This window comes from Tomitella biformata AHU 1821, from assembly GCF_000524475.1.
Taxonomy (GTDB): domain Bacteria; phylum Actinomycetota; class Actinomycetes; order Mycobacteriales; family Mycobacteriaceae; genus Tomitella; species Tomitella biformata.
Map to the genome: position 1 here is coordinate 32,551 of NZ_BAVQ01000016.1, position 20,450 is coordinate 53,000.

At 70.3% G+C, this 20,450-nt stretch carries 18 protein-coding genes; 8 read left to right on the top strand and 10 right to left on the bottom strand.

What is annotated here, in order from left to right; translation table 11 throughout:
- The first annotated feature begins 35 nt into the window (after positions 1 to 35).
- The 5 genes from TBIF_RS26595 to TBIF_RS07560 all read left to right on the top strand — a co-directional run bounded on the left by TBIF_RS26595 (position 36) and on the right by TBIF_RS07560 (position 2,809).
- Entirely contained in the window at positions 36 to 122 is an 87-nt protein-coding gene (locus TBIF_RS26595) for an Ms5788A family Cys-rich leader peptide (protein WP_369385334.1), read from the top strand.
- Positions 123 to 278: 156 nt separating this feature from the next.
- The gene (locus TBIF_RS07540; RefSeq protein WP_038170329.1) at positions 279 to 752 is read left to right on the top strand and encodes a DUF4395 domain-containing protein; all 474 of its coding nucleotides are present in this window, start codon (positions 279 to 281) and stop codon (positions 750 to 752) included.
- A gap of 23 nt (positions 753 to 775) precedes the next feature.
- Positions 776 to 1,609 carry a sulfurtransferase gene (locus tag TBIF_RS07545; RefSeq protein WP_024794221.1) on the top strand — a complete coding sequence of 278 codons (834 nt, stop codon included), beginning with the start codon at positions 776 to 778 and terminating at the stop codon, positions 1,607 to 1,609.
- A 4-nt stretch (positions 1,610 to 1,613) separates the two neighbouring features.
- Positions 1,614 to 1,919, top strand: a complete 306-nt coding sequence (locus TBIF_RS07550) for a DUF1416 domain-containing protein (RefSeq protein WP_024794222.1) — start codon at positions 1,614 to 1,616, stop codon at positions 1,917 to 1,919.
- A 251-nt stretch (positions 1,920 to 2,170) separates the two neighbouring features.
- Positions 2,171 to 2,809, top strand: coding sequence for a heme-binding beta-barrel domain-containing protein (locus TBIF_RS07560; protein WP_235174576.1), 639 nt, complete (start codon positions 2,171 to 2,173; stop codon positions 2,807 to 2,809).
- A 104-nt stretch (positions 2,810 to 2,913) separates the two neighbouring features.
- On the opposite strand, the gene cydC is transcribed toward TBIF_RS07560, so the two are convergent.
- The 4 genes from cydC to TBIF_RS07580 are packed head-to-tail and all read right to left on the bottom strand — an operon-like array spanning position 2,914 to position 8,850.
- A complete protein-coding gene (cydC, locus tag TBIF_RS07565; RefSeq protein ID WP_024794225.1) occupies positions 2,914 to 4,587 on the bottom strand; it encodes a thiol reductant ABC exporter subunit CydC in 1,674 nt (557 codons plus the stop codon).
- Positions 4,577 to 6,247 (bottom strand): thiol reductant ABC exporter subunit CydD, encoded by a 1,671-nt coding sequence (gene cydD, locus TBIF_RS07570; RefSeq protein WP_024794226.1) that lies wholly within the window; start codon positions 6,245 to 6,247, stop codon positions 4,577 to 4,579. The genes cydC and cydD overlap by 11 nt, the downstream gene beginning before the upstream one ends.
- Positions 6,248 to 6,258: 11 nt before the next feature.
- On the bottom strand, positions 6,259 to 7,299 hold the full coding sequence (gene cydB, locus TBIF_RS07575) for a cytochrome d ubiquinol oxidase subunit II (RefSeq protein WP_024794227.1): 1,041 nt from the start codon (positions 7,297 to 7,299) through the stop codon (positions 6,259 to 6,261).
- A gap of 9 nt (positions 7,300 to 7,308) precedes the next feature.
- Positions 7,309 to 8,850, bottom strand: a complete 1,542-nt coding sequence (locus TBIF_RS07580) for a cytochrome ubiquinol oxidase subunit I (RefSeq protein WP_024794228.1) — start codon at positions 8,848 to 8,850, stop codon at positions 7,309 to 7,311.
- Between the two features lie 247 nt (positions 8,851 to 9,097).
- On the opposite strand from TBIF_RS07580, the gene TBIF_RS07585 reads away from it, so the two are divergent.
- Complete coding sequence (locus tag TBIF_RS07585; RefSeq protein WP_024794229.1) at positions 9,098 to 11,608, top strand: SCO7613 C-terminal domain-containing membrane protein; 2,511 nt, start codon at positions 9,098 to 9,100, stop codon at positions 11,606 to 11,608.
- A gap of 12 nt (positions 11,609 to 11,620) precedes the next feature.
- On the opposite strand, the gene TBIF_RS23195 is transcribed toward TBIF_RS07585, so the two are convergent.
- Complete coding sequence (locus tag TBIF_RS23195; RefSeq protein WP_051461416.1) at positions 11,621 to 12,499, bottom strand: aminodeoxychorismate lyase; 879 nt, start codon at positions 12,497 to 12,499, stop codon at positions 11,621 to 11,623.
- Between the two features lie 91 nt (positions 12,500 to 12,590).
- Here TBIF_RS23195 and ygfZ point away from each other — a divergent pair, with 91 nt between their 5' ends.
- Positions 12,591 to 13,730 carry a CAF17-like 4Fe-4S cluster assembly/insertion protein YgfZ gene (gene ygfZ, locus TBIF_RS07595; protein ID WP_051461417.1) on the top strand — a complete coding sequence of 380 codons (1,140 nt, stop codon included), beginning with the start codon at positions 12,591 to 12,593 and terminating at the stop codon, positions 13,728 to 13,730.
- Between the two features lie 178 nt (positions 13,731 to 13,908).
- Entirely contained in the window at positions 13,909 to 14,109 is a 201-nt protein-coding gene (locus TBIF_RS07600; RefSeq protein WP_024794231.1) for a DUF3073 domain-containing protein, read from the top strand.
- 189 nt (positions 14,110 to 14,298) lie between these two features.
- On the opposite strand, the gene purM is transcribed toward TBIF_RS07600, so the two are convergent.
- The 5 genes from purM to TBIF_RS07625 form a co-directional block, all read right to left on the bottom strand.
- Positions 14,299 to 15,402, bottom strand: a complete 1,104-nt coding sequence (purM, locus tag TBIF_RS07605) for a phosphoribosylformylglycinamidine cyclo-ligase (protein WP_051461418.1) — start codon at positions 15,400 to 15,402, stop codon at positions 14,299 to 14,301.
- Positions 15,403 to 15,479: 77 nt separating this feature from the next.
- Positions 15,480 to 16,463, bottom strand: a complete 984-nt coding sequence (locus TBIF_RS23200) for an SDR family NAD(P)-dependent oxidoreductase (protein ID WP_051461413.1) — start codon at positions 16,461 to 16,463, stop codon at positions 15,480 to 15,482.
- Between the two features lie 108 nt (positions 16,464 to 16,571).
- Positions 16,572 to 18,128, bottom strand: a complete 1,557-nt coding sequence (gene purF, locus TBIF_RS23205; RefSeq protein ID WP_051461419.1) for an amidophosphoribosyltransferase — start codon at positions 18,126 to 18,128, stop codon at positions 16,572 to 16,574.
- A 158-nt stretch (positions 18,129 to 18,286) separates the two neighbouring features.
- Complete coding sequence (locus tag TBIF_RS07620; RefSeq protein WP_024794233.1) at positions 18,287 to 18,673, bottom strand: sterol carrier family protein; 387 nt, start codon at positions 18,671 to 18,673, stop codon at positions 18,287 to 18,289.
- Between the two features lie 13 nt (positions 18,674 to 18,686).
- Positions 18,687 to 20,450: an alpha/beta hydrolase gene (locus tag TBIF_RS07625; RefSeq protein ID WP_024794234.1), complete on the bottom strand. Its 1,764-nt coding sequence runs from the start codon at positions 20,448 to 20,450 to the stop codon at positions 18,687 to 18,689.

Genomic DNA, 20,450 nt, shown 5'->3' on the forward strand with positions numbered 1-20,450 from the left:
GCGCATTCCCAACTAATAGGGGTAACGTCGGCCTCGTGCAAAACCGCCCCGAGCTGATGCTCACCCGACGCCGTGCAGTAGATCTGTGCCGCCTCGCGGGCTGTTGCTGTTCCTGTCGCTGATCGACTCGCCACTTCTCTGGCACTTTTAGAACTGCGTGTGATCCGTCCTTCTGACGGCTCCAGTTCACCATCGACATCGATCCCGGTTTAACGCCCACCCTGGCTCATACCCACCGTGCGCAGCTTGCCGATCCAAGCTCAGGAGCATGTGCCGTCATGGCCACATCCATCAACACCTCTTCAACCACCACCGCGCACGATTCCGCGAGGCCCCAGGTGGACGTCCGCGGCCCCCGCTTCGCCGCCTGGGTGACCACCGCCGTGCTCGCGATCGTCCTGCTGACCGGCGCCTGGTGGCTGCTGGCCGCGCAGGCCCTCGTGTTCGCGATCGGCGCGGCACTCGGCCCGCGGCGCAGTCCGTACGGACTGCTCTTCGCGTCGCAGATCGCGCCGCGCTTACAGCCGGCCACCGAACGCGAGCCTGTCGCCCCGCTGCGATTCGCTCAGACCGTCGGCTTCGTCTTCGCGGCGGTCGGCGTGCTCGGCTACGCCACCGGCCACCCCCTACTCGGCGCTATTGCCACCGCATTCGCGCTGGTGGCGGCGCTGCTGAACGCGGCATTCGGGTTTTGCCTCGGATGCCAGCTCTACCCCCTGATCGGCTACCTCCGGCGTATTCGGTCCGCGTAGCAACACCACCCGAAAGGAAAATCATGGCCCGCTCCGACGTCCTGGTCAGCACCGACTGGGCAGAGCAGAACATCAATACCGGAGGCATCGTCTTCGTCGAGGTCGACGAGGATGCCAGCGCCTACGACACCGGCCACATCGAGGGCGCTGTCAAGCTCGATTGGCGCAAGGATCTCCAGGACGCGGTCCGTCGCGACTTCCTGGACCAGAAGCAGTTCGGTGAGCTGCTCTCCGCCAAGGGCATCTCCAACGACGACACCGTCGTGCTCTACGGCGGCAACAACAACTGGTTCGCCGCCTACGCCTACTGGTACTTCAAGTACTACGGCCACCAGAACGTCAAGCTTGTCGACGGCGGCCGCAAGCGCTGGGAGCTCGACGCCCGGGCGCTGTCCGCAGACGCCGTCAACCGCCCCACCACCGAGTACGTGGCGCAGGCGCCGGACCTGAGCATCCGCGCCTACCGCGACGAGGTCATCGACTCCATCGGAGCGAAGAACCTGGTCGACGTCCGCTCGCCCGGCGAGTTCTCCGGCGCGATCTCCGCACCGGCGCACCTCCCCCAGGAGCAGGCTCAGCAGCGCGGCCACATCCCCTCCGCTATCAACATCCCGTGGAGCGCGGCAGCCAAGGAGGACGGCACCTTCAAGTCCGACGAGGAGTTGACGGAGCTCTACGCGGCCAAGGGCTTCGACGACGCCAAGGAGACCATCGCGTACTGCCGCATCGGCGAGCGCTCGAGCCACACCTGGTTTGTCCTCCAGGAGATCCTGGGCAAGCAGAATGTCAAGAACTACGACGGCAGCTGGGTCGAATACGGCTCTCTCGTCGGCGCACCCATCGAAAAGGGAGAGTAAGAACATGTGCGGAGCACCCATCCAGTCCCAGACCCTTCCCGCCGGCGTGAACACCGAGACGGAGACCGTCATCACCGGTCGCGTCCTGGCCGCTGACGGCCAGCCCGTGGGCGGCGCGTTCGTGCGCCTGCTCGACGTCTCCGGCGAGTTCACCGCCGAGGTCGTGGCGTCGGCCACCGGCGATTTCCGCTTCTTCGCGGCCCCCGGCGCGTGGACCCTTCGGGCCCTCTCGTCCGCCGGCAACGGCGACGCCAGCATCGCCCCCGCAGCGCCCGGTGTCCATGAGACCACCGTGACCGTCGCGGCCTGACAGCAGCACCAGCGCAAAGCCCCGGCGGCACTTTGCCGCCGGGGCTTTGCGCTGGCCCCCGTTCCCGATGCCTCTGATTCAGTGATCTACCGATATAGTGCAAACTGCCGGCGCAGGACGCGTCGACATAGGCGATAGGATGAGCGCGTGGAAATCTTCTTTACAATTCTCCTGGCCCTTACCAGTGTCCTCATCCTGTGGTTCTCGGTCTACGTGATCTACCGACTGGTCACCAACGAGACCCCCGAGCTGTGAGCGAGTCGGAGCCGCAGGTGGAACGCGGTTCCGCCAATAGGGCCGTGAACGAGGCGGCCGCCCGCGCCGAGCAGACCGCCGACCGCAACATCCCCACCCTCGGCGGGATCCCGGTGCCCCTGGACACCGCGAACCTGCGGCTGGGCCCCAATCTGCACGACGCATTGCTCGCGCTGCTGCCCCTTGTGGGTGTGTGGCGCGGCGAGGGCGAGGGCGACTCCCCCGAGCTCGGCGTGCACCGCTTCGGCCAGCAGATCATCATCTCGCACGACGGCGGCGACTACCTGAACTGGGAGTCGCGCTCCTGGCTGCTCGATGAGGCCGGCGCCTTCGTCAAGCCCACCTACCGCGAGTCCGGCTATTGGCGCATCAGCGAGGACGACGTCCTCGAGGTGCTGCTGGCGCACAGCTCCGGCCTGGTCGAGATGTACTACGGCGCGCCGCGCGATCAGACGTCGTGGGAGATGGCCACCGATGTGGTCATCCGCAGCGCCACCGGCCCCCAGTTCGGCGGCGCGACCCGCCTCTACGGCATCGTCGAGGGCGGCGACCTCGCATATGTCGAGGAGCGCGCGCTGGGCGAGGCCGAGCGCAAGCCCCATATCTCGGCGCGGCTCACCCGCTACGTCGGCTAGCGAAGCCCCCCAGACGCGCGCCGAGAATCCGCAACTGCAGACGACACGCCGGACTGGATCTGCAGTGCCGCATTCTCGACGAGGACTGCCCCCGGTGGCCCGCTTTAGGTCGTGAGCGCCGCGACCTCGATGACCTGGTCCGCCGCAGTGCCAGCTGGCAGCTGGTGCGTCACGAGGATAACGGTGCGCTCGGCCGCCAGCAGCCCCGAGCCGCGGTCCAGCAGCGCCCGGAGCAGTGCCTCCCCCGCCGACGCGTCCAAGTGCTCGGTCGGTTCGTCGAGCAGCAGGACCCGTGCGGGCGACAGGATCGCGCGCGCCAGCAGCAACCGGCGCCGCTGCCCGCCGGAGACCGCCGCGGCGCCGCCGTCGAGAGTGGTGTCGAGGCCCTCGGGCAGCTCTGCCAGCCAGTCCCCAGCGCCGACGGCATCGAGCGCCGCCAGCATCTCCGCGTCGGTGGCGTCGCCTCGTGCGACCCGCAGGTTCTCCCGCACCGTCGTCTCGAAGATATGGGCGTCCTCGGCGAAGAAGCCGACGGCCCGGCGCAATCCCGACTCGTCATACTCGTCGACTGCCCGGCCGGCCAGGAGCACCCGGCCGCCCAGTGGCTCGAGGAGGCCGGCGAGGGTCATCAGCAGCGTGGACTTCCCGGCGCCGCTGGGCCCGGTCACCGCGATGCGTGCGCCGGACTCCGCGGAAAGCCCTAGGGGCGTAGCCAGTTCCGGCCCGCCCGGCCAGCCCCACACCAGATCTTCGGCGGTCAGATGGGCGGATTCGACGGGGCGGCCGGGGCGCAAGTCCTCGGGCCCGGCCGCGTCGAGCAGCGCCATGATCCGGCTGGCTGCCAGCCGCGAGCGGGTCAGCTGCACGGCGGCGTCGGGCAACACGCCGGTGGCCTCGAATGCGGCGAGGGGCACCAGGACCAGGATGGCGAGCGACATGGGCGACATGGTCCCGCCCGCGTAGAGCGAGATGCCCACCAGCAGCGCGCCCAGCACCGCGGCGCCGATGGCGAGCGGGGTCGCGGCACTGGCCCAGGCGGCGGGCCGGGCGGCGCGGTCGACCGCCGCGACATACGCGCGCTGGTCGCGGTCGGCGCGGGCGAGTGCGCCGTCCAGCCATCCCGCGACCCGCAGCTCCGCGCCATGGTCCAGGGCCAGCAGCGCCGATGCGCTGTACTCGGTGGCGGCGGCGGAGCCCGCGTGCTCGGCCGCCGCGGCGGCGCGGGCCGCGAGCAGCGGAGCGCCGACCCCGGCGAGGAGCAGCGCCGCCGCGAGGATGAGCGCCCCGGCAATCGAGATGGGCGCCACGATGCCGACGGCCGCGAGGCTCATCGCGATGGCGACGGCGATGGGGATCAGTGCCCGCACGACGACGTCGCCGAGCGTGTCGACGTCCGCACCAGTTCGCGCGAGCAGATCGCCACGATGGAGCCCCGCCACGGCATCCGGCCGCCCGTGCGCAAGAGTCCGGTAGATCCGCTCGCGGATGGCGGTGGTGCCGCGCAGCGCGGTGTCGTGGGTGGCGAGTCGCTCAAGGTAGCGGAAGACGCCGCGCGAGATGCCGAGCGCGCGCACCGCGACCACCGCGACGGTCAAGTCCAGCACGGGCGGCATCTGCCAGGCGCGGGTGATCAGCCAGGCGGACAGCGCCGCGAGGGCGAGGGCGCTGCCGAGCGTCGCGATGCCCGCCGCCACGGCGGCCAGCACTCGGCGCGGCGACAGCTCCAGGAGCGCGATGGCGCGGACCAGCGGGTCAGTGCGCAGTGTCTTAGACCGCATGGGCCACCTCCTGTGCCCGGACCTCAACCACTTCGTCCGCGATGGCGAGCACCGCGGGACGGTGCCCGACGATGACGACCGTCGCCCCGGCCCGAGCCCGCGCGGTGAGCGCGCCGAGCACGACGGCCTCGGCCGCCGCGTCGAGGTGGGCGGTGGGCTCGTCGAGCAGCAACACGGGTGCGTCGGAGAGCAGGGTGCGGGTCAATGCGAGCCGCTGGCGCTGCCCCAGAGAAATCCCCTCGCCGCCGGCGCCGACGAGGGTGTCCCAGCCGTCCTTCGTCTCGGCCAGGACGATGTCGAACCCCGTCCGCGCGCAGGCGGCGGCGACGCGCGGGTCCGCGACGTCTGCCCCCAGGTTTTCGGCGAGTGTCCCCGGGATCAGCGCGGGGCGCTGTGGCAGCCAGGCGAGATTGGCCCACCAGGATTGCGGGTTGAGCTCGGCGATGTCGCGGCCGCCGATGAGCACGCGGCCCTCGTCGGGCGCGGTCAGGCCCAGTACCGCGGCCAGGGCGGTGGACTTGCCCGCGCCGTTCGCACCGGTCAGCACGGTCACCAGGCCGGGCTGACAGGACGCGTCCAGGCCGTGCGGCGCCAGCCCGGAGCGCGCGTGGACACCCAGCCCCTCGAGCCGGATTGCGACGGGACCGGGGGAAACATGGTGTGTGCCAAAGGCTTTCGCGGGCAACTCCTCGAGTGCCAGAAAGGCCTCGTCGGCAGCGGCCACCCCGTCCTCGGCCGCGTGGAACTGGGCGCCAATCGCCCGCAGCGGGAGGTAGACCTCGGCCGCGAGGATCAGTGCGATGACACCTGCCGCCAGGCCCATGCCGCCGTAGACGAGGCGCAGGCCGATACTCACCGCGACCAGCGCCACACACAGTGTCGCGAGCAACTCCAGGACCATCGCAGAGAGGAAGGCATAGCGCAGGGCTGCCATCGTCGAGCGGCGGTGCGCCTCGCCGAGCTCGCGCACCCGCGCCGCCGGACCTCGCTCCCGGCCGAGGGCCCGCAGGGTGGGCAGCCCAGCCAGCAGGTCCAGGAGCTGGGCGGACAGCCGCGTCATCGTCTCCAGGCGAGCGCGAGCGGTGCCGCGGGTGAGGAGTCCGATGAGGATCATGAAGATCGGCACCAGCGGCAGGGTCACGAAGATGATGACTGCGGACGTGAGGTCTTGCAGTGCGATGACGAGCAGGGTCGCCGGGGTCACCGTCAGCGCCAGGCCGAGGGCCGGCAGGTAGCCGGTCAGGTAGGGCCGGAGTCCGTCGAGTCCTCGGGTGAGGACGGTCGCGAGACGCTCGCGCCGGGGGGCGAGCGCCCTCGGATCGGCGGCTGCCGCGGCTTCGAGGACCTGCCCCTTGAGCTCCGCGACGACGTCCAGCGCGGCGCGGTGCGAGTAGCGCGTCTGCGCCCAGGTGGAGCCAACCCGCACGGCGACCGCCCCCGCCAGCACCAGTAGCTGCGTGGTCCACGCCGCGACCGTGCGGGCGGCCGGGTCGGTGATCACGCCGGCGAGGATCGTGCCGATCATCAGCGCCGAGACGATCACCGCCGCGGCCGTCACCACCCCCACGCCGACCGTCAGCATGAGGTAGCCGCGGGCGGCCCGCGAGTGCCGCCACAGTCGCGGGTCGACGGGCCCGCGGCTGCCAGACTCTGAGCTCACGGCTTCTGGGCTCACGGCTGCTGCCGCAGCGGCAGGCCGATCGACTCCGGGATGTGGTGCGAGGAGATGCGCTGGCGGAACACCCAGTACGTCCAGCCCTGGTACCCGATCACCACCGGCCCCATGAGAGCCATGGCCCAGGTCATCACCTTGAGCGTGTACGGGCTCGAGGACGCGTTCTCGATGGTCAGGCTCCACGCCGGGTCCAGGGTGGACGGCATGACGTTCGGGAACAGCGAGCCGAACAGCAGCACCCCCACCGCGAGGATCGCGACGGTGGTCAGCGTGAACGCCCACCCCTCCAGTGCCGCCCTGGTGAGCGCGACGACGCCGATCAGAGCGGCCGCCGCGAGCAGCACGGGGATCCACGTCCACGCCTTGCCGTGGGCCAGCTGGGTCCACAGCGCGAACGCGCCCGCCACCGGGACCGCCGGGATCGCGAGGCGTGCGGCGAGCCGCACCGCGTCGGCCCGCACCTCGTGGCCGGTCTTCAGGGCGAGGAATACCGCGCCGTGCAGCGCGAAGACCAGCGCGAACGTCACCCCGCCCAGCAGCGCGTACGGGCTGAGCAGGCCGAAAAAGCCTGTGGTGACCTCCTTGTCCGCGTTGATGTCGACTCCCCGCACGATGTTGGCGAACGCGACGCCCCACAGGACGGCGGGCACCCAGGATCCGATGGCGATGCCCTGGTCGCAGCGGCGGCGCCATTTCTCGTCGTCGATCTTGCTGCGGTACTCGATGGCGCACACCCGCAGGATCAGCGCCACCAGGATCAGCAGCAGCGGCAGGTAGAACCCGGAGAACAGCGTCGCGTACCACTCGGGGAACGCGGCGAACATCGCGGCGCCCGCGGTGATCAGCCACACCTCGTTGCCATCCCACACGGGCCCGATGGTGTTGAGGATGACGCGGCGGCGCGTGTCTGCCTCTGTGGACTTGCCGCGCCCCAGCACCGACATCAGCATGCCGACACCGAAATCGAAGCCCTCCAGCACGAAGTACCCGGTGAAGAGCACCGCGATCAGCACAAACCACAACTCTGGCAATCCCATGGCAGTCTCCTAGTACGCGAATGTCAGCTGGGTGGGCTCGTCCGGATCGGCGTCCGGACTCGGCTTCTCAGCGCCGGGCGGGATCTCGTCGTGCTTGGACGGGCCCTCAATGGCATGGCGGCGGATCAGCCAGAACCACACGACCCCGAGCGCCGCATAGACCACGGTGAACGTCACCAGCGAGGTGACGACGGTCCACGGCGAGTGGTTCGAGACGCCCTGGTCGACGGTCAGCCGGATCATGTCCACGCCCGTCGGGTTCGGGTGCACCACCCACGGCTGGCGGCCCATCTCGGTGAAGATCCAGCCGGCGCTGTTCGCGAGGAACGGCGTCGGGATCGCGGCGAGCGAGAGCCAGGCGAACCATTTCTGGTCCGGGACCCGGCCCCGACGGGTGACCCACAGCCCCGCGACGGCCAGGATCGCGGAGCCCGCGGCCAGGCCGATCATCGCGCGGAAGGACCAGTAGGTGACGAACAGGTTGGGCCGGTAGTTGCCGGGGCCGAACTGCTCCTCGTACTGCGCCTGCAGGTCCTCGACCCCCTGCAGCTCGACGCCGCTGAACTTGCCCTCCGCCAGGAACGGCAGGACGAACGGGATCTTGAGGATGTGGCTGACGCTGCCGCAGTTGTTGTGCGTGCCGATCGTCAGGACCGAGAACTCCGGGTCCATCTCCGTGTGGCACAGCGACTCTGCGGAGGCCATCTTCATGGGCTGCTGCTCGAACATAAGCTTGGCCTGGGTGTCGCCGGTGACTATCAGGCCCGCCCCCGCGAGGACCATCACCAGGAGGCCGAGGCGGGCCGCAGGCCGGTGCATGGTGCGGGCGTCACGCTCGAGCTTGTCGGCGGGCGCCGGGTCCTGGCCGGGCAGCTCCGCCAGCACATCCGCACCCACCCGGCGTGCCTTGTGGGCCGCGCGCATGTTGCGCACCATCCACCAGCCGCAGATGCCGGCGACGAAGGTGCCCGCCGTGAGGAACGCGCCCGCGACGGCGTGCGGGAACGCGGCCAGCGCGGTGTTGTTGGTGAGCAGCGCCCAGATGCTGGTCAGCTCCGCCCGTCCGGTCTCGGGGTTGTAGACGGCGCCGACGGGGTGCTGCATGAACGAGTTGGCGGCGATGATGAAGAACGCCGACAGGTTCACGCCGATCGCGACCAGCCAGATCGTGGCCAGGTGCACCAGCTTGGGCAAGCGGCCCCAGCCGAAAATCCACAGCCCGATGAACGTGGACTCTAGGAAGAACGCGACGAGGCCCTCCAGCGCGAGCGGCGCGCCGAACACGTCGCCGACGAAGCGCGAGTACTCGCTCCAATTCATCCCGAACTGGAACTCCTGCACGATGCCCGTCGCGACGCCGAGCGCGAAGTTGATCAGGAACAACTTCCCAAAGAACTTCGTGAGCCGATACCAGTGGTCCTTCTTCGTGATCACCCACATCGTCTGCATAATCGCGATCATCGGGGCCAAGCCGATGGTCAGCGGCACCAGGATGAAGTGGTAGACCGTCGTGATCCCAAATTGCCATCGGGACAGATCCAAGGTGTCCAAAGCACGCTCCAAGCCGTCGATAGCCATTGCTGGCTCTGCCGGGGCGGGCACGACCTCGTTGACGGGCCGTGCCGCACAATGCAATTACTACCACCCGTAGTAGGGGTGTCGCCGCACTTTGAGGCGGAGGTCTCATCCATCTCGCTACTCCTCTGCGCCGCCCGCGCAACACCGCTAGGGTCCTCCTAGTCGGCCTCTCGTCGACCAGGGGAAGCATGAGACAAAATCGCCGGAGGCTGCGCCAACCATGACCCGATTCGCCGATCCCACACGGTGCCCAGACTGCGGCGGGCCCCTCCAGCCTCGCGCCGCGCGCTGCCAGGTGTGTGGGCTGCCGCTGAGTGGCGAACTGCCCGGGGAGCTGTTCGCGACGCTGCGCCAGGCGGACGCAATCCTCGTGCAACTCCGCCAAGCAGCCATCTCCCCCAGCGCCGCCCCAGCCCCCACCGCTCCCGGCTCCCCGCAGGCGCCGTTCGTCGGTCCGTCCTTCCCGTCCTACCCCGTTCATTCGCAGCCCGCGCCCACCCCCGCCGCGCGTCCGGCCACCGGCTTGTCCTCCGCCACCGTGCCGCGGATCCTGCTGGGCCTCGGCGCGTTATGCCTGGTGGTGGCGGCGCTGATCTTCCTGGCGGTGACGTGGTCCGCGTTGGGGATGGCCGGGCGCACCGCAATATTGCTGGCGCTGACCGCTGCCGCGTTCGGCGGCGCCCAGTCCTTCGCCCGCAAGCCGCTGCCCGCGGCCACCGAGTCCTTCACGGTGGTCGGCCTCGCGTTCGCCGCCCTCAGCCTCGCGGGCGCGGCGAACGCCGGCTGGCTGCCAGAGATGGGCGGCGGCCTCTTCACTGCGGCCCAGGGCGCATTGCTGCTCGTCCTCGGCGCCGCCACCGCGGAGGCCGCCCGCCGCGTGCCCGGCACGCTCTTGTACAGCGGCGAGCTCGCGCTGGGCCTCGGCGCGGTCTTGGTCGTCCTCGGCGCCGTGCTCGCCGCCCCAGGCCACTTCGAGGTGGTGCTCGTCGTCGCAACCCTCGTGGCGGCAGGCACGGCCGCGATCTGCCGCCGCCCGCTCAACCCGTTGCGCCGCGTCCTGTTCCTCGTCCTCGCGGCCACGTGTTGGCTGGCGCTTGCGCTCGGCGGCCTGGTCCGCGCCGCTCTGCACCGGGGCCTCGACGGTTTGTGGGCGCATGGCAACGTGTGGCCACTGCTGGCCGCTGCCCTCCTAGCCGCCGCAGTGGTCGCGATCACGCGGGCGCCGCTGGCCACGCGGGTCGGCGCCGCCACCGTGGCCGCCACCCTGGCCTGGATCGCGCTCTGGCTGCCGATCTCCGCCCTCGACAGCGCCACCGCGGCCGTCGCCGCCGCCATGGTGCCGCTGCTCCTCGCCGCCGCGGCGACCCACCTCACGCCGGCCCCGTGGCGGGTGGCCGCCGCCGTGCCGCTCGCCCTCTCCGCCGCGGTCCCCGCCATCACGGCGCTGGTCCTGGCCGCGACGGCAGTGAGCCGAGTCGAGTCGTTCACCCCCTGGACGGCCTCCTTCGGGGCCCACTTCCCCGCCGCCAACCCGCCGGTGTCAGCGCTGCTGCTGGTCCCGCTGGTCCTCTCCTTGCTGATCGCCGCCAGCGCCGCCGCCCGGCTGGTCCTGGACCGGCTGCCACGGCTCTCCCGCGGCGCCGTGCCCATCACCGCGGGGCTGGCGCTGTTCGCCATCGCGACCATCGCCCACGATCCGGTCCCCGTCGCCCTCGTCGTGGGCCTGACCCTGTGTGTCGGCATCGGCGTGGCCGCCTGGTCCCTGCTCGGCGACCACGAGCGCTGGCTCTGGCTCGCCGCCGCGATCCTGGCGCTGGCCCTGTGGCTGTCCTCACCCGGTGTCTGGTTCACCGCCATCACCTTGTCCGTCATCGCCGCGTTGGCCGCCACGGTGGCGCTGCGTACGCGCAATACCGGACTCCGCACGGCCGGCGACGCCATCCTGCCGCTGGCGCTGGCCGGCGCGCTCTGGCTGCTCGCCGATATCGCCGGGCTCGTCCCGGGCGCCCGCGCGCTGATCATCCTCGTGGTGCTCGCCGCCCTGGCAATCGGGCGGCCGCGCCCGGCGGGCGAGATCGCATCCACCTGCGCCGTGTTCCTGGCCATCACGGTGGCCGCCGCCCAGACCGCGTTCGCGTCCGCCCACAGCGGCCAGTCCGCGTTGACCTGGCTGGCGATCAACCTCACGGTCTGCGGCGCGCTCGTCGGGGTCCACTCGCTGGTGACCGCGAACCGTCCCCGCCGCTGGCTGGCCGGGACCATCCTGCTCCTCGCGACGTGGATCCGGCTGGGCGAGATCGGTGTGACCGCACCCGAGGCGTACACGCTGCCCGCCGCGCTGGTCCTGCTCGCGGTCGGCCTGTGGGCGCTACGCAGCCGCCCGCACGAGCGGACGCACCGGGCCCTGGCCGCTGGCCTGCTGCTCGCCCTGGTCCCAAGCCTGCTGTGGTCCTTCGCGGACCCGGTCTCGCTGCGCGCCCTCCTGCTGGGCCTGGCCTGCGTCGCCCTGGTGCTGGCGGGCGCCCAGTTCTCGTGGGGCGCGCCGCTGGTCTACGGCGCCGCCGTGGGCGCCGTCCTGGTGCTCCGCGAGGCCGCGCCGTGGGCCGCCCAGGTCAATCCGTGGATTGTCACCGGCGTGATCGGCTTGCTTCTCACCGCGGTCGGCATCACGTGGGAGCAGCGGCTGCAGGAGCTCAACCGCTCCCGCGGCTATCTCGCACGACTGCGCTAGCGGGCAGCCTGGTCAAATAGCGGTGGCCACCATCGACTTGATCTGCTCGTCGAGCGTCGGCGTCGCCAGCGCGAGGCCGTTGACGGTGTGCACCGTGATCGCCAGCGCAATCGAGGACAGCATCCACACACCGTCCGCCGCGATCAGGTCGGCTGGACGCAGCGGACCATAGGCGCAGCCCAACCCCCGGCGCTCCGCCTCCTGGAACAGCGCGCGCTGGGTGGTGCCCGCGAGAATCCCCTGCTCGGGCGGCGGCGTGAGCAGTTGCCGCCCCCGCGCGATCACCACCGTCGAACGCGGCCCCTCCAACACATTGCCCTCGGCGCTAACGAAGATCACATCGTCGGCCCCCAATCTCTCCGCGTGCCGCACCGCCGCCATGTTCACGGCGTAGGACAGCGTCTTCGCCCCCAGCGGCAGCCACGGCGACGACGCCGCCAACTCGGTGGAGTAACCGCGCTCCAACGTCACCGCCGCAACCCCGGACTCGCGCACTCGCCGCGTCCGCTCTGGCAGCGCCGACACAGACAAATACGCCGTGCTGCCGAGCACGCTCTCCCGGCCCCGGCTGAGCACAAGCCGCAGCACTCCCTCCTGGGCCCCGCCCCACGCCCGCGCGGCGGCTGTCGCGGCCTTGGCCCACACGTCCAGGTCCGGCGCAGGCAGCTCCAGGATGGCCGCCGAGCGCGCCAACCGCTCCAGGTGGGCGGGCAGTTTCCGGGCCAGACCGCCGCGCACGAGAATCGTCTCGAAGACCCCGTCGCCCCGCAGCGCGGCCTGATCATCCGCGTGCAGCAGCGGCGCGTCGGGGTCCTGGCGGGCACCGTCCAGCGTCATCAGCACCGTCTTGGGTTCGCCCCCGGAATCCTTCTGCACTCCCACGTCAGCCATGCCGCCAGCGTAGTGCCCGAGGTCCACCGCTCCCCCGGGAACCAGCCACGACACTAGGATGGATGCCGTGGCCGCAACATCTGATAGCAAAATCCCGTCCGCCCCATCCGCCAGCGCAGCGCCCCCCAGCGAGTATCACAGCCCGCTCCTCTCCGAGCCGGGGGCGATTCCGCTGCCCCCCGGCGCCATTGACGAGGGCGTGGCCTGGCATTACGGCGATCCCTTCATCGAGCAGCGGGCGGCGGCCAGCGCCCTCGCCGTGGTCGACCGCTCCCATCGCGCTGTCATCAGGATCGCTGGGGATGACCGCCTCACCTGGCTGCACTCGCTCACCAGCCAGGACTTGGCGCAGCTGCCCGACGGGGCCAGCGCGGAGAGCCTCCTGCTGGATGTGAACGGCCGGATCGAGGAGCATTTCGTCCTCTCCGACCGCGACGGCGCGTCCTGGCTTGACACCGAGGCCTCCCACGGCGCCTCGCTGCTGGGCTACCTGACGAAGATGGTGTTCTGGTCCAAGGTCGAGCCCGTCGGCACCGACGAGCTGGCGCTGTTGAGCCTGCTGGGCCCCGACCTCGACTCCCCCGCCCTCGCCGCGCTCATCACCGTGCCCACCGAGGACTACGCCACCGCGCCCCTGCCCGACGGCGGCTTCGTCCGGCGCATGCCATGGCCCGGCGGCGGTTCCCTGGACCTGCTTGTCCCCCGCGCGCAGCTCGTCTCGTGGTGGCGCACCCTCGCCAGCATCGCGAAGCCCGCCGGCATCTGGGCCTACGAGGCCCTCCGGGTGGAGTCGCTGCGGCCCCGCCTGTCTGTGGATACGGACGAGCGCACCATTCCGCACGAGGTCTCCTGGATCGGCGGCCCCGCTGATGGGGGCGCGGTGCACCTGGACAAGGGCTGCTACCGCGGCCAGGAGACTGTGGCCCGCGTGCACAACCTCGGCAAGCCGCCGCGGCATCTGGTGCTGATCCACCTCGACGGGACCGCGGACGGGCGCCCCGAGACCGGCGATGATGTCACCGCCGCCGGGCGCACTGTCGGCCGCGTCGGCACCGTGGTGGAGCACCACATGCTGGGCCCCGTCGCGCTCGCCCTGGTGCGCCGCGCGCTGACGGCGGACACCGAGCTGACCGCCGGCCCCTGCGCCGCGTCCATCGACCCCGACTCGATGCCGAAGCACGACGAGTTCCAGGCCGGCCGGGCCGCCGTGGATCGGCTTCGCGGACGCTAGCGGCCAGCCCACACGCTGGCCGGATGCCAGCCTGGCCAGGCCCTTGCCGACACCGCGGGTATCCGGTGGCGGCACTTCCGACGCGGGCAGGCTAGAGTGTGTGTCAGGAACAGACCCATAATTGAACGGGGCCGCCACGATCCCCAGGCCGCCCCGTCATTGAATGAAGGGGGCAGTCATGGGCCGCGGCCGCGCGAAGGCAAAGCAGACCAAGGTTGCACGGAAACTGAAGTATTCTTCTCCGACAACCGATTTCGACAACCTGCAGCAAGAACTCGCAGGATCGTCCCCGGCTAAGGGCCTCTTCGACGAGGACCGGTCGAGCCAGGGCGGACCATCGACGTCGGATTCTGACGACTACGACAAGTGGAGTGGCTGAGCTCCTCCTGCCGGGCTGACTGCGCCGCCGTTCTCCAGGCGCGCTGCCCACACCTGATAATCACTCGGAAGACGTCGAACTGCCGTACCTAGGCGTTCGGCGTCTTTCGTGTTCCTGAGAGTCCTCGCGTCGTGCGAATAAAGCTGGGCCCCACCGTGCACGGTGGGGCCCAGCTTTATCATCGGTGGCTTAGAAGCGGGGGTGGTTGCCCACGAGCCAGGCGCGCTCTGCGGCCTCGCCGTCGCTCTTGCCGACGGTGCCAAGGACCCAGCTGTCGATGTGCCGGGCTGTGAGGACTGCCAGGGCCCGGTCGACGTCGCCGGGGGCGACCACGGCGACCATGCCGACACCCATGTTGAACGTGGCCTCCATCTCGGCGCGCTCCACCCGGCCGCGCTGCTGGATAACCGAGAAGACCGGCGCCGGAGTCCAGGAACCGCGATCGAGCTCCGCCACGAGGCCGTGGGGCAGCACACGGCCCAGGTTGCTGGCCAGGCCGCCACCTGTCACGTGCGAGAAGGTCCGGACCTCGGTCTCGGCAACAAGCGCGAGACAGTCCTTGGAGTAGATCGCGGTGGGCTCGAGCATCTCCTCGCCGAGGGTGCGGCCGAACTCCTCCACGTGCCCTTCCAGTGGCATCCGGGCGATGTCCAGGAGCACCTTCCGGGCCAGCGAGTAGCCGTTGGAGTGCAGGCCCGACGAGCGCATCGCGATGATGACGTCGCCGGGGCGCACGCGGTCGGGACCCAGCAGCGAGTCCGCCTCGACGATGCCGACGCCGGTGCCCGAGATGTCATAGGCGTCGTCGGCCATCAGGCCGGGGTGCTCCGCGGTCTCGCCGCCGAGCAGCGCACAGCCGGCGAGCACGCAGCCGTCCGCGATGCCGCCAACGATCTCCGCGACGCGCTCCGGGACGACCTTGCCGATGGCGATGTAGTCCTGCATGAACAGCGGCTCCGCGCCGCACACCACGAGGTCGTCCACCACCATCGCGACGAGGTCGATCCCGATGGTGTCGTGCTTGTCCATCGCCTGCGCGACGGCGATCTTGGTGCCCACGCCGTCGGAGGACGAGGCCAGCACCGGCTCGCGGTAGCCGCCCTTGAGGGCGAACAGCCCGGCGAAGCCACCGATCCCACCGATCACCTCGGGCCGGGTCGCCTTCTTCACATGCGTCTTGAACAACTCGACAGCACGGTCGCCGGCGGCGATATCCACGCCGGCATCTGCGTACGATGCCCCGGCGTGGGCGCTAGCGGAGGTGGACTCCTCGGACAGGGAGTTGTCGGTCATCAGGAACGGCTCCGGCATCGTGATAGGTAAGAAATTGGCAGACTTGCACACCTACGGTACCGGAGCGCCAATTCCGGCTAGCTCTTGGCCAGTGCCGCATAGTCGACGCCCGTGAGCTCCACCGACTTGTCCCAGAGCTCCGCGGCGAGGGCGGGGTCGGCGGACTCCTTGCTGCGGTCCGCGTAGGCCACTGGACCACGGATACCGCCGAGCTGCCGCGGGCCCAGATAGTCGCCGTTGCGCACGTCCGGCATGCCCGCCGCGTATAGCAGCGAGTAGTCCGACTCCTCCACGTCGTTCGCGAAGCTCATCATCACGTACCGGAAGTACTGGCGGATATTGAAGGGCCCGGGCATGACGGTCTTGTAGCGGTCCGTACCCACCGAACCGGGGTGCGCGGCGACCGAGAGCGCGGCCCAGCCGGCCTGCTCGAACCTGCGGGCCAACTCCGCCGCGAAGAGCATGTTCGCTAACTTCGACTGGGAGTAGGCGCCCATCCCCGAGTACTTCCGCTTCTTATAGCTCACGTCCGCAAGATCGAGCTGGGCGTCGTGGTGGTCGATGCTGCCGTGCGTGATCACCCGCGCGGCCGCGGCCCGGTGCAGCAGCGGCAGGAGCAGTCCGGTGAGGGCGAAGTGTCCCAGGTGGTTGACGGCGAAGTGCAGCTCATGCCCGTCGGCAGTCTCGGTGTGCATGATGCCCATGACGCCGGCGTTGTTGATCAGCACGTCGACCTTCTCCCGCAGATCCGCCAACTGCGCGGCGCTCTCGCGGATGCCGGCGGGGTGCGCCAGATTCAGGGGGATAAGCACGGGTGTCCCGGCCGGGCCGACCTCCTTGACCCGCTCCAGCACCATCTCGCCGCGCTGGAGGTTGCGGCACATCAGCACGATATCCGCGCCGGCCGTGGCCAGAGAGATCGCCGCGCGGGAGCCAATGAAGCCGTTGGCGCCGGTGACCACGACGGTCTTGCCGGTCAGATCCGGCAGATCCGTCGGACTGAAATTCGCGACCTGCAGGGCCTCTGGCCGACTGGCCGCGACCTTGTCAGTTGGTGCCATCTCAACCACCCCATCGACTGGTTTTGAGATCCAGTCTAGCGCCCAGGGCAAGCCCCGCACCGGTCGTACGCTTGGTCTACCAGCGCCGATGCGGGGTGGCGGGACGGTCTAGGCGTTCGCCTTATCGGACTCGGATGTCGCTGTGCGCTCGAGCATCGAGTCCACCACGTGCTTGCCCAGGTTCGCGCCCGGGGGCAGATCCAGGGGGTAATGGCCGGTGAAGCAGGCAGCGCACAGCTTGTCGGCCGGCTGCTCGGTCGCCGCGATCATGCCGGCGGTGGAGATGTAGCCGAGAGAATCCGCGCCGATAGACCGGCGGATGCCGTCCACCATGTCGTCGATCGACGGCTTGCCAGTGCTGTTCTCAGAGGCCAGCTCCGCGACGTCCGCGCCATTCGCGATGAGCTCGGCAGGCGAGGCGAAGTCGATGCCGTAGAAGCATGGCCAGCGCACCGGCGGCGACGCGATCCGCACGTGCACCTCGAGGGCGCCGGCCTCGCGCAGCATCCGCACGAGCGCGCGCTGGGTGTTGCCGCGCACGATCGAGTCATCCACCACCACGAGTTTCTTGCCCTTGATGACCTCGCGCAGCGGGTTGAGCTTGAGCCGGATGCCAAGCTGCCGGATGGTCTGACTGGGCTGGATGAAGGTCCGCCCGACATACGCGTTCTTGACCAGTCCCTGGCCGTAGCTGATGCCGGAGCCCTGCGCATAGCCGATCGCGGCGGGGGTGCCGGACTCTGGGACCGGGATCACCAGATCACCGAAGTCCGCGGGATGTTCCACGGCGAGGCGGCGGCCGATCTCGACGCGCGTGGCATGCACGGAGCGGCCGGAGATGACGCTGTCCGGACGAGCGAGGTAGACGAGCTCGAAGACGCAGCCCTTGCGGTCGGCCTCGGCGAAACGCGAGGAGCGCACGCCGTCGGCGTCGATGGCGAGCAGCTCGCCGGGCTCGATCTCGCGGACGAAGGACGCGCCGACGATATCTAGCGCGGAGGTCTCGCTCGCGACGACCCAGCCCCGCTCGAGGCGGCCCAGGCACAGCGGGCGGACGCCGTGCCGATCACGCGCGGCGTAGAGGGCGTTCTCGTCCATGAACGTCAGACAGAAGGCGCCGCGCAGCTTCGGCAGCAGCTCCATCGCGGCCTGCTCGATGGTTCTGTCCGCGGCGGCGTGCGCCAACAGGGAGCCGACGAGGTCCGAGTCGGAGTCCCCGGAGCCGGCCTGCCGACGGCCGATGATCCCGTCGCGGCGCGCGTCCGCCGCGAGCTGGGCGGTGTTCACCAGGTTGCCGTTGTGGCCCAGTGCGAGACCGGTGCCGGCCGCGGTGGTGCGGAAGATGGGCTGCGCGTTCTCCCAGCTGGTCGCGCCCGTCGTGGTGTATCGGGTGTGGCCGATGGCGACATGCCCGTCCATGGAGGCGAGGGTCTGCTCGTCGAAGACCTGCGAGACCAGTCCCAGGTCCTTGAACACCAAGACCTGCGAGCCGTCGGCGACCGCAATGCCCGCGGCCTCTTGGCCGCGGTGCTGCAGGGCGTACAGGCCGTAATAGGAGAGCTTGGCGACGGTCTCGCCGGGCGCCCAAACGCCGAAGACCCCGCACTCTTCCTTGGGGCCCTGCTCGCCCTGGTCGTCGAGATCCACCGGCTGCGAAGCCCCGATGACGTTGTCCTGCTGGGTGGTCGTCGAATCGACGTCAATCACCACTGATTGCTCCCTAAGCGCCGGGTGTGAGATGCCTCAACAGTCTACGGGTACCGCAGACCACGCAATACCCGCCATGGCGTCGGACTCCTCACATACTGGGACGTGAATGCCAGTCAGAGCGGCACAATCGGCAGCCAATGCGCGATCTCGGACGCCCGCGAGCCCGACGCGTCCACCTGCCCGCGCGCCGCGAGCGCGTCGAACTCCGCCAGGCCGGCCGCCAGGAGCAACCAGGACCGAGGATCCACCTCCACCACGTTCGGCGGCGTGCCGCGGGTGTGCCGCAGGCCCTCGACGCATTGGACCGCGACGAACGGCGGCACCCGCACCTCGACGCTGCCGCCCGGCGCGATCGCGGCTAGGGACCGCGCGGTCAGCCGCACCGCCTCCGCCAGCTCCGCGCGGGCGGGGGCCTCAGCTCCGACCTCGTCGCGCAGCCACGGCGCGATCGCGAGCATCGCGGCGCGCACTGCGGCGGGGTCCGGCGCCTTCCGACTCATTTCTCGGGGCCCATCATTTCTCGGGGCCCTGGGTCTCCATGGCCGTGCGGAGCAGCACCCGCGTGCGCTCGGTGTCCGCACTGGTCCAGCCGTCCGGCGCCGCCACCGCGGCCCAGCCGTCGAGCACCTGGGTGCCGTAGTTGTGGCCGTGACCGTCGGTGACGCCGGCCGCGTTGCCGAGGTCGGCGCTAACCTGCCAGAACGTCACGATCGGGAACCAGCGCATGCTCGGCAGGCGATCTTGCCCGGGCGCTTCCCGCAGCCAGTCCGGGCGCTGGAACAGCAGCTTGGTCGACCACCACACCACGGGGTCCGAAGCGTGCTGGAGGTAGAGCACTCGGGGCTCGAGCCACTCCCCCACATTCGGGTCGATGTTCTCGCCATTGTTGGCGAACCGCACGACGAGGCCGTCCGAGTACTGCGGCCGCACCATGGGGCTGCCAGGATCGCGGCGCTTCACCAGCTCGCCCCACAGCCGGTTGGAGTTCGGCGGGCCCACCCACAGCACCCCGTCCACCTCGTCGCGGATTTCCGCAAGGGAGTCGAAGGCCCCCTCGCCGGACTGGGTGCCGAGGCTCTCGCCGTAGACGAACAGCTTCGGCCGAGTGGCCTCAGGCAGCCGGGCCCACTCCCCCTGCACCCGCTCCACCAGCATCTTACCCGCGGCCGCGGCGGCGGGCCGGTCTGCCAGGAACGAGATGGCGCTCGGTTGATAGGAGTACTGCGCGGCAACGATGGCGGTGTCCCCGCCGTAGAGCAGCTCGACGGCTTGGGCGGCCGTCGGGTTCACCCAGCCGGTGCCCGTGCTGGGGACGAGGATCAGCGCCGCCCGCTCAAACGCGCCGGTCCGCTTGAGCTCGGCCATGAGCAGGTCCATGCGCTCCTCCGCGGTGGGCGCGGACTCCAGGCCGACATAGGCGCGCACCGGCTCCTTCGCCGGCGCGCCGGTCCGCGTCGCCAGGTCCTCCGCATCCCAGCCGCGGGCCACGAAGTTGCGCCCCTCGTAGCCGAGCGTGTCCCATTCCGCGAGCGAGGCGGGGCTGCCGGAGCGCTCGCTGGCCGTGGGCTGCTCGATGCCCTCGGCCGTCGTGTCGTTGAAGTTGCTGAAGATCCGGTTGGTGATGTTGAACGCCACCTGCACCAGGACGCCGTTGACGAGCATCACGAACAGCACCGCGACGATGGCCGCTCCGAACGTGGTCGCGACCGGCTGCGGCACCTTCGTGAACCGGTTGATGCCCTGGGCGACCCAGCGCACGAGGTCGCGCAGCACGCGGGCGATGGTGAGCACCACTGCGGCCACCAGCAGGGTTACCAGCCCGGTGCGGATATAGCCGGTCGTCGTGGTGCCCTCGGACTCCATGATGACGGCGAGCTCGCGCTGCCAGCCCGCGGATGCGATGAGCATGGACAAGACGGTGATGACGCCGAGCACGGCGAGCACCAGCCGAATCGCAACCAGCCAGCCCTGGGGCAGCGGCCACCAGCTCTGCCGCGCCAGGATCCAGCGGTTGACCGCCCAGCCGACGACCACGCCGAATCCGTAGCCGATCGCGGCATTCAGCCCGCCGATCAGCCCCTGGAACATCCAGTCGCGCGGCAGCAGCGACGGGGTCAGCGACCAACAGAAGAAGAACGCCGCGAACACCAGCCCGGTGGTGTCGAATCGAAGTAGACCCAGCAGCCATCGGCCAGCACGCCGCCAGCGCGGCCGGGCGCCGAGAACCTCGGCGTCCGGGAGCGCTGGCGGGGTATCGGCTGCGGGGTTCTCCGACAT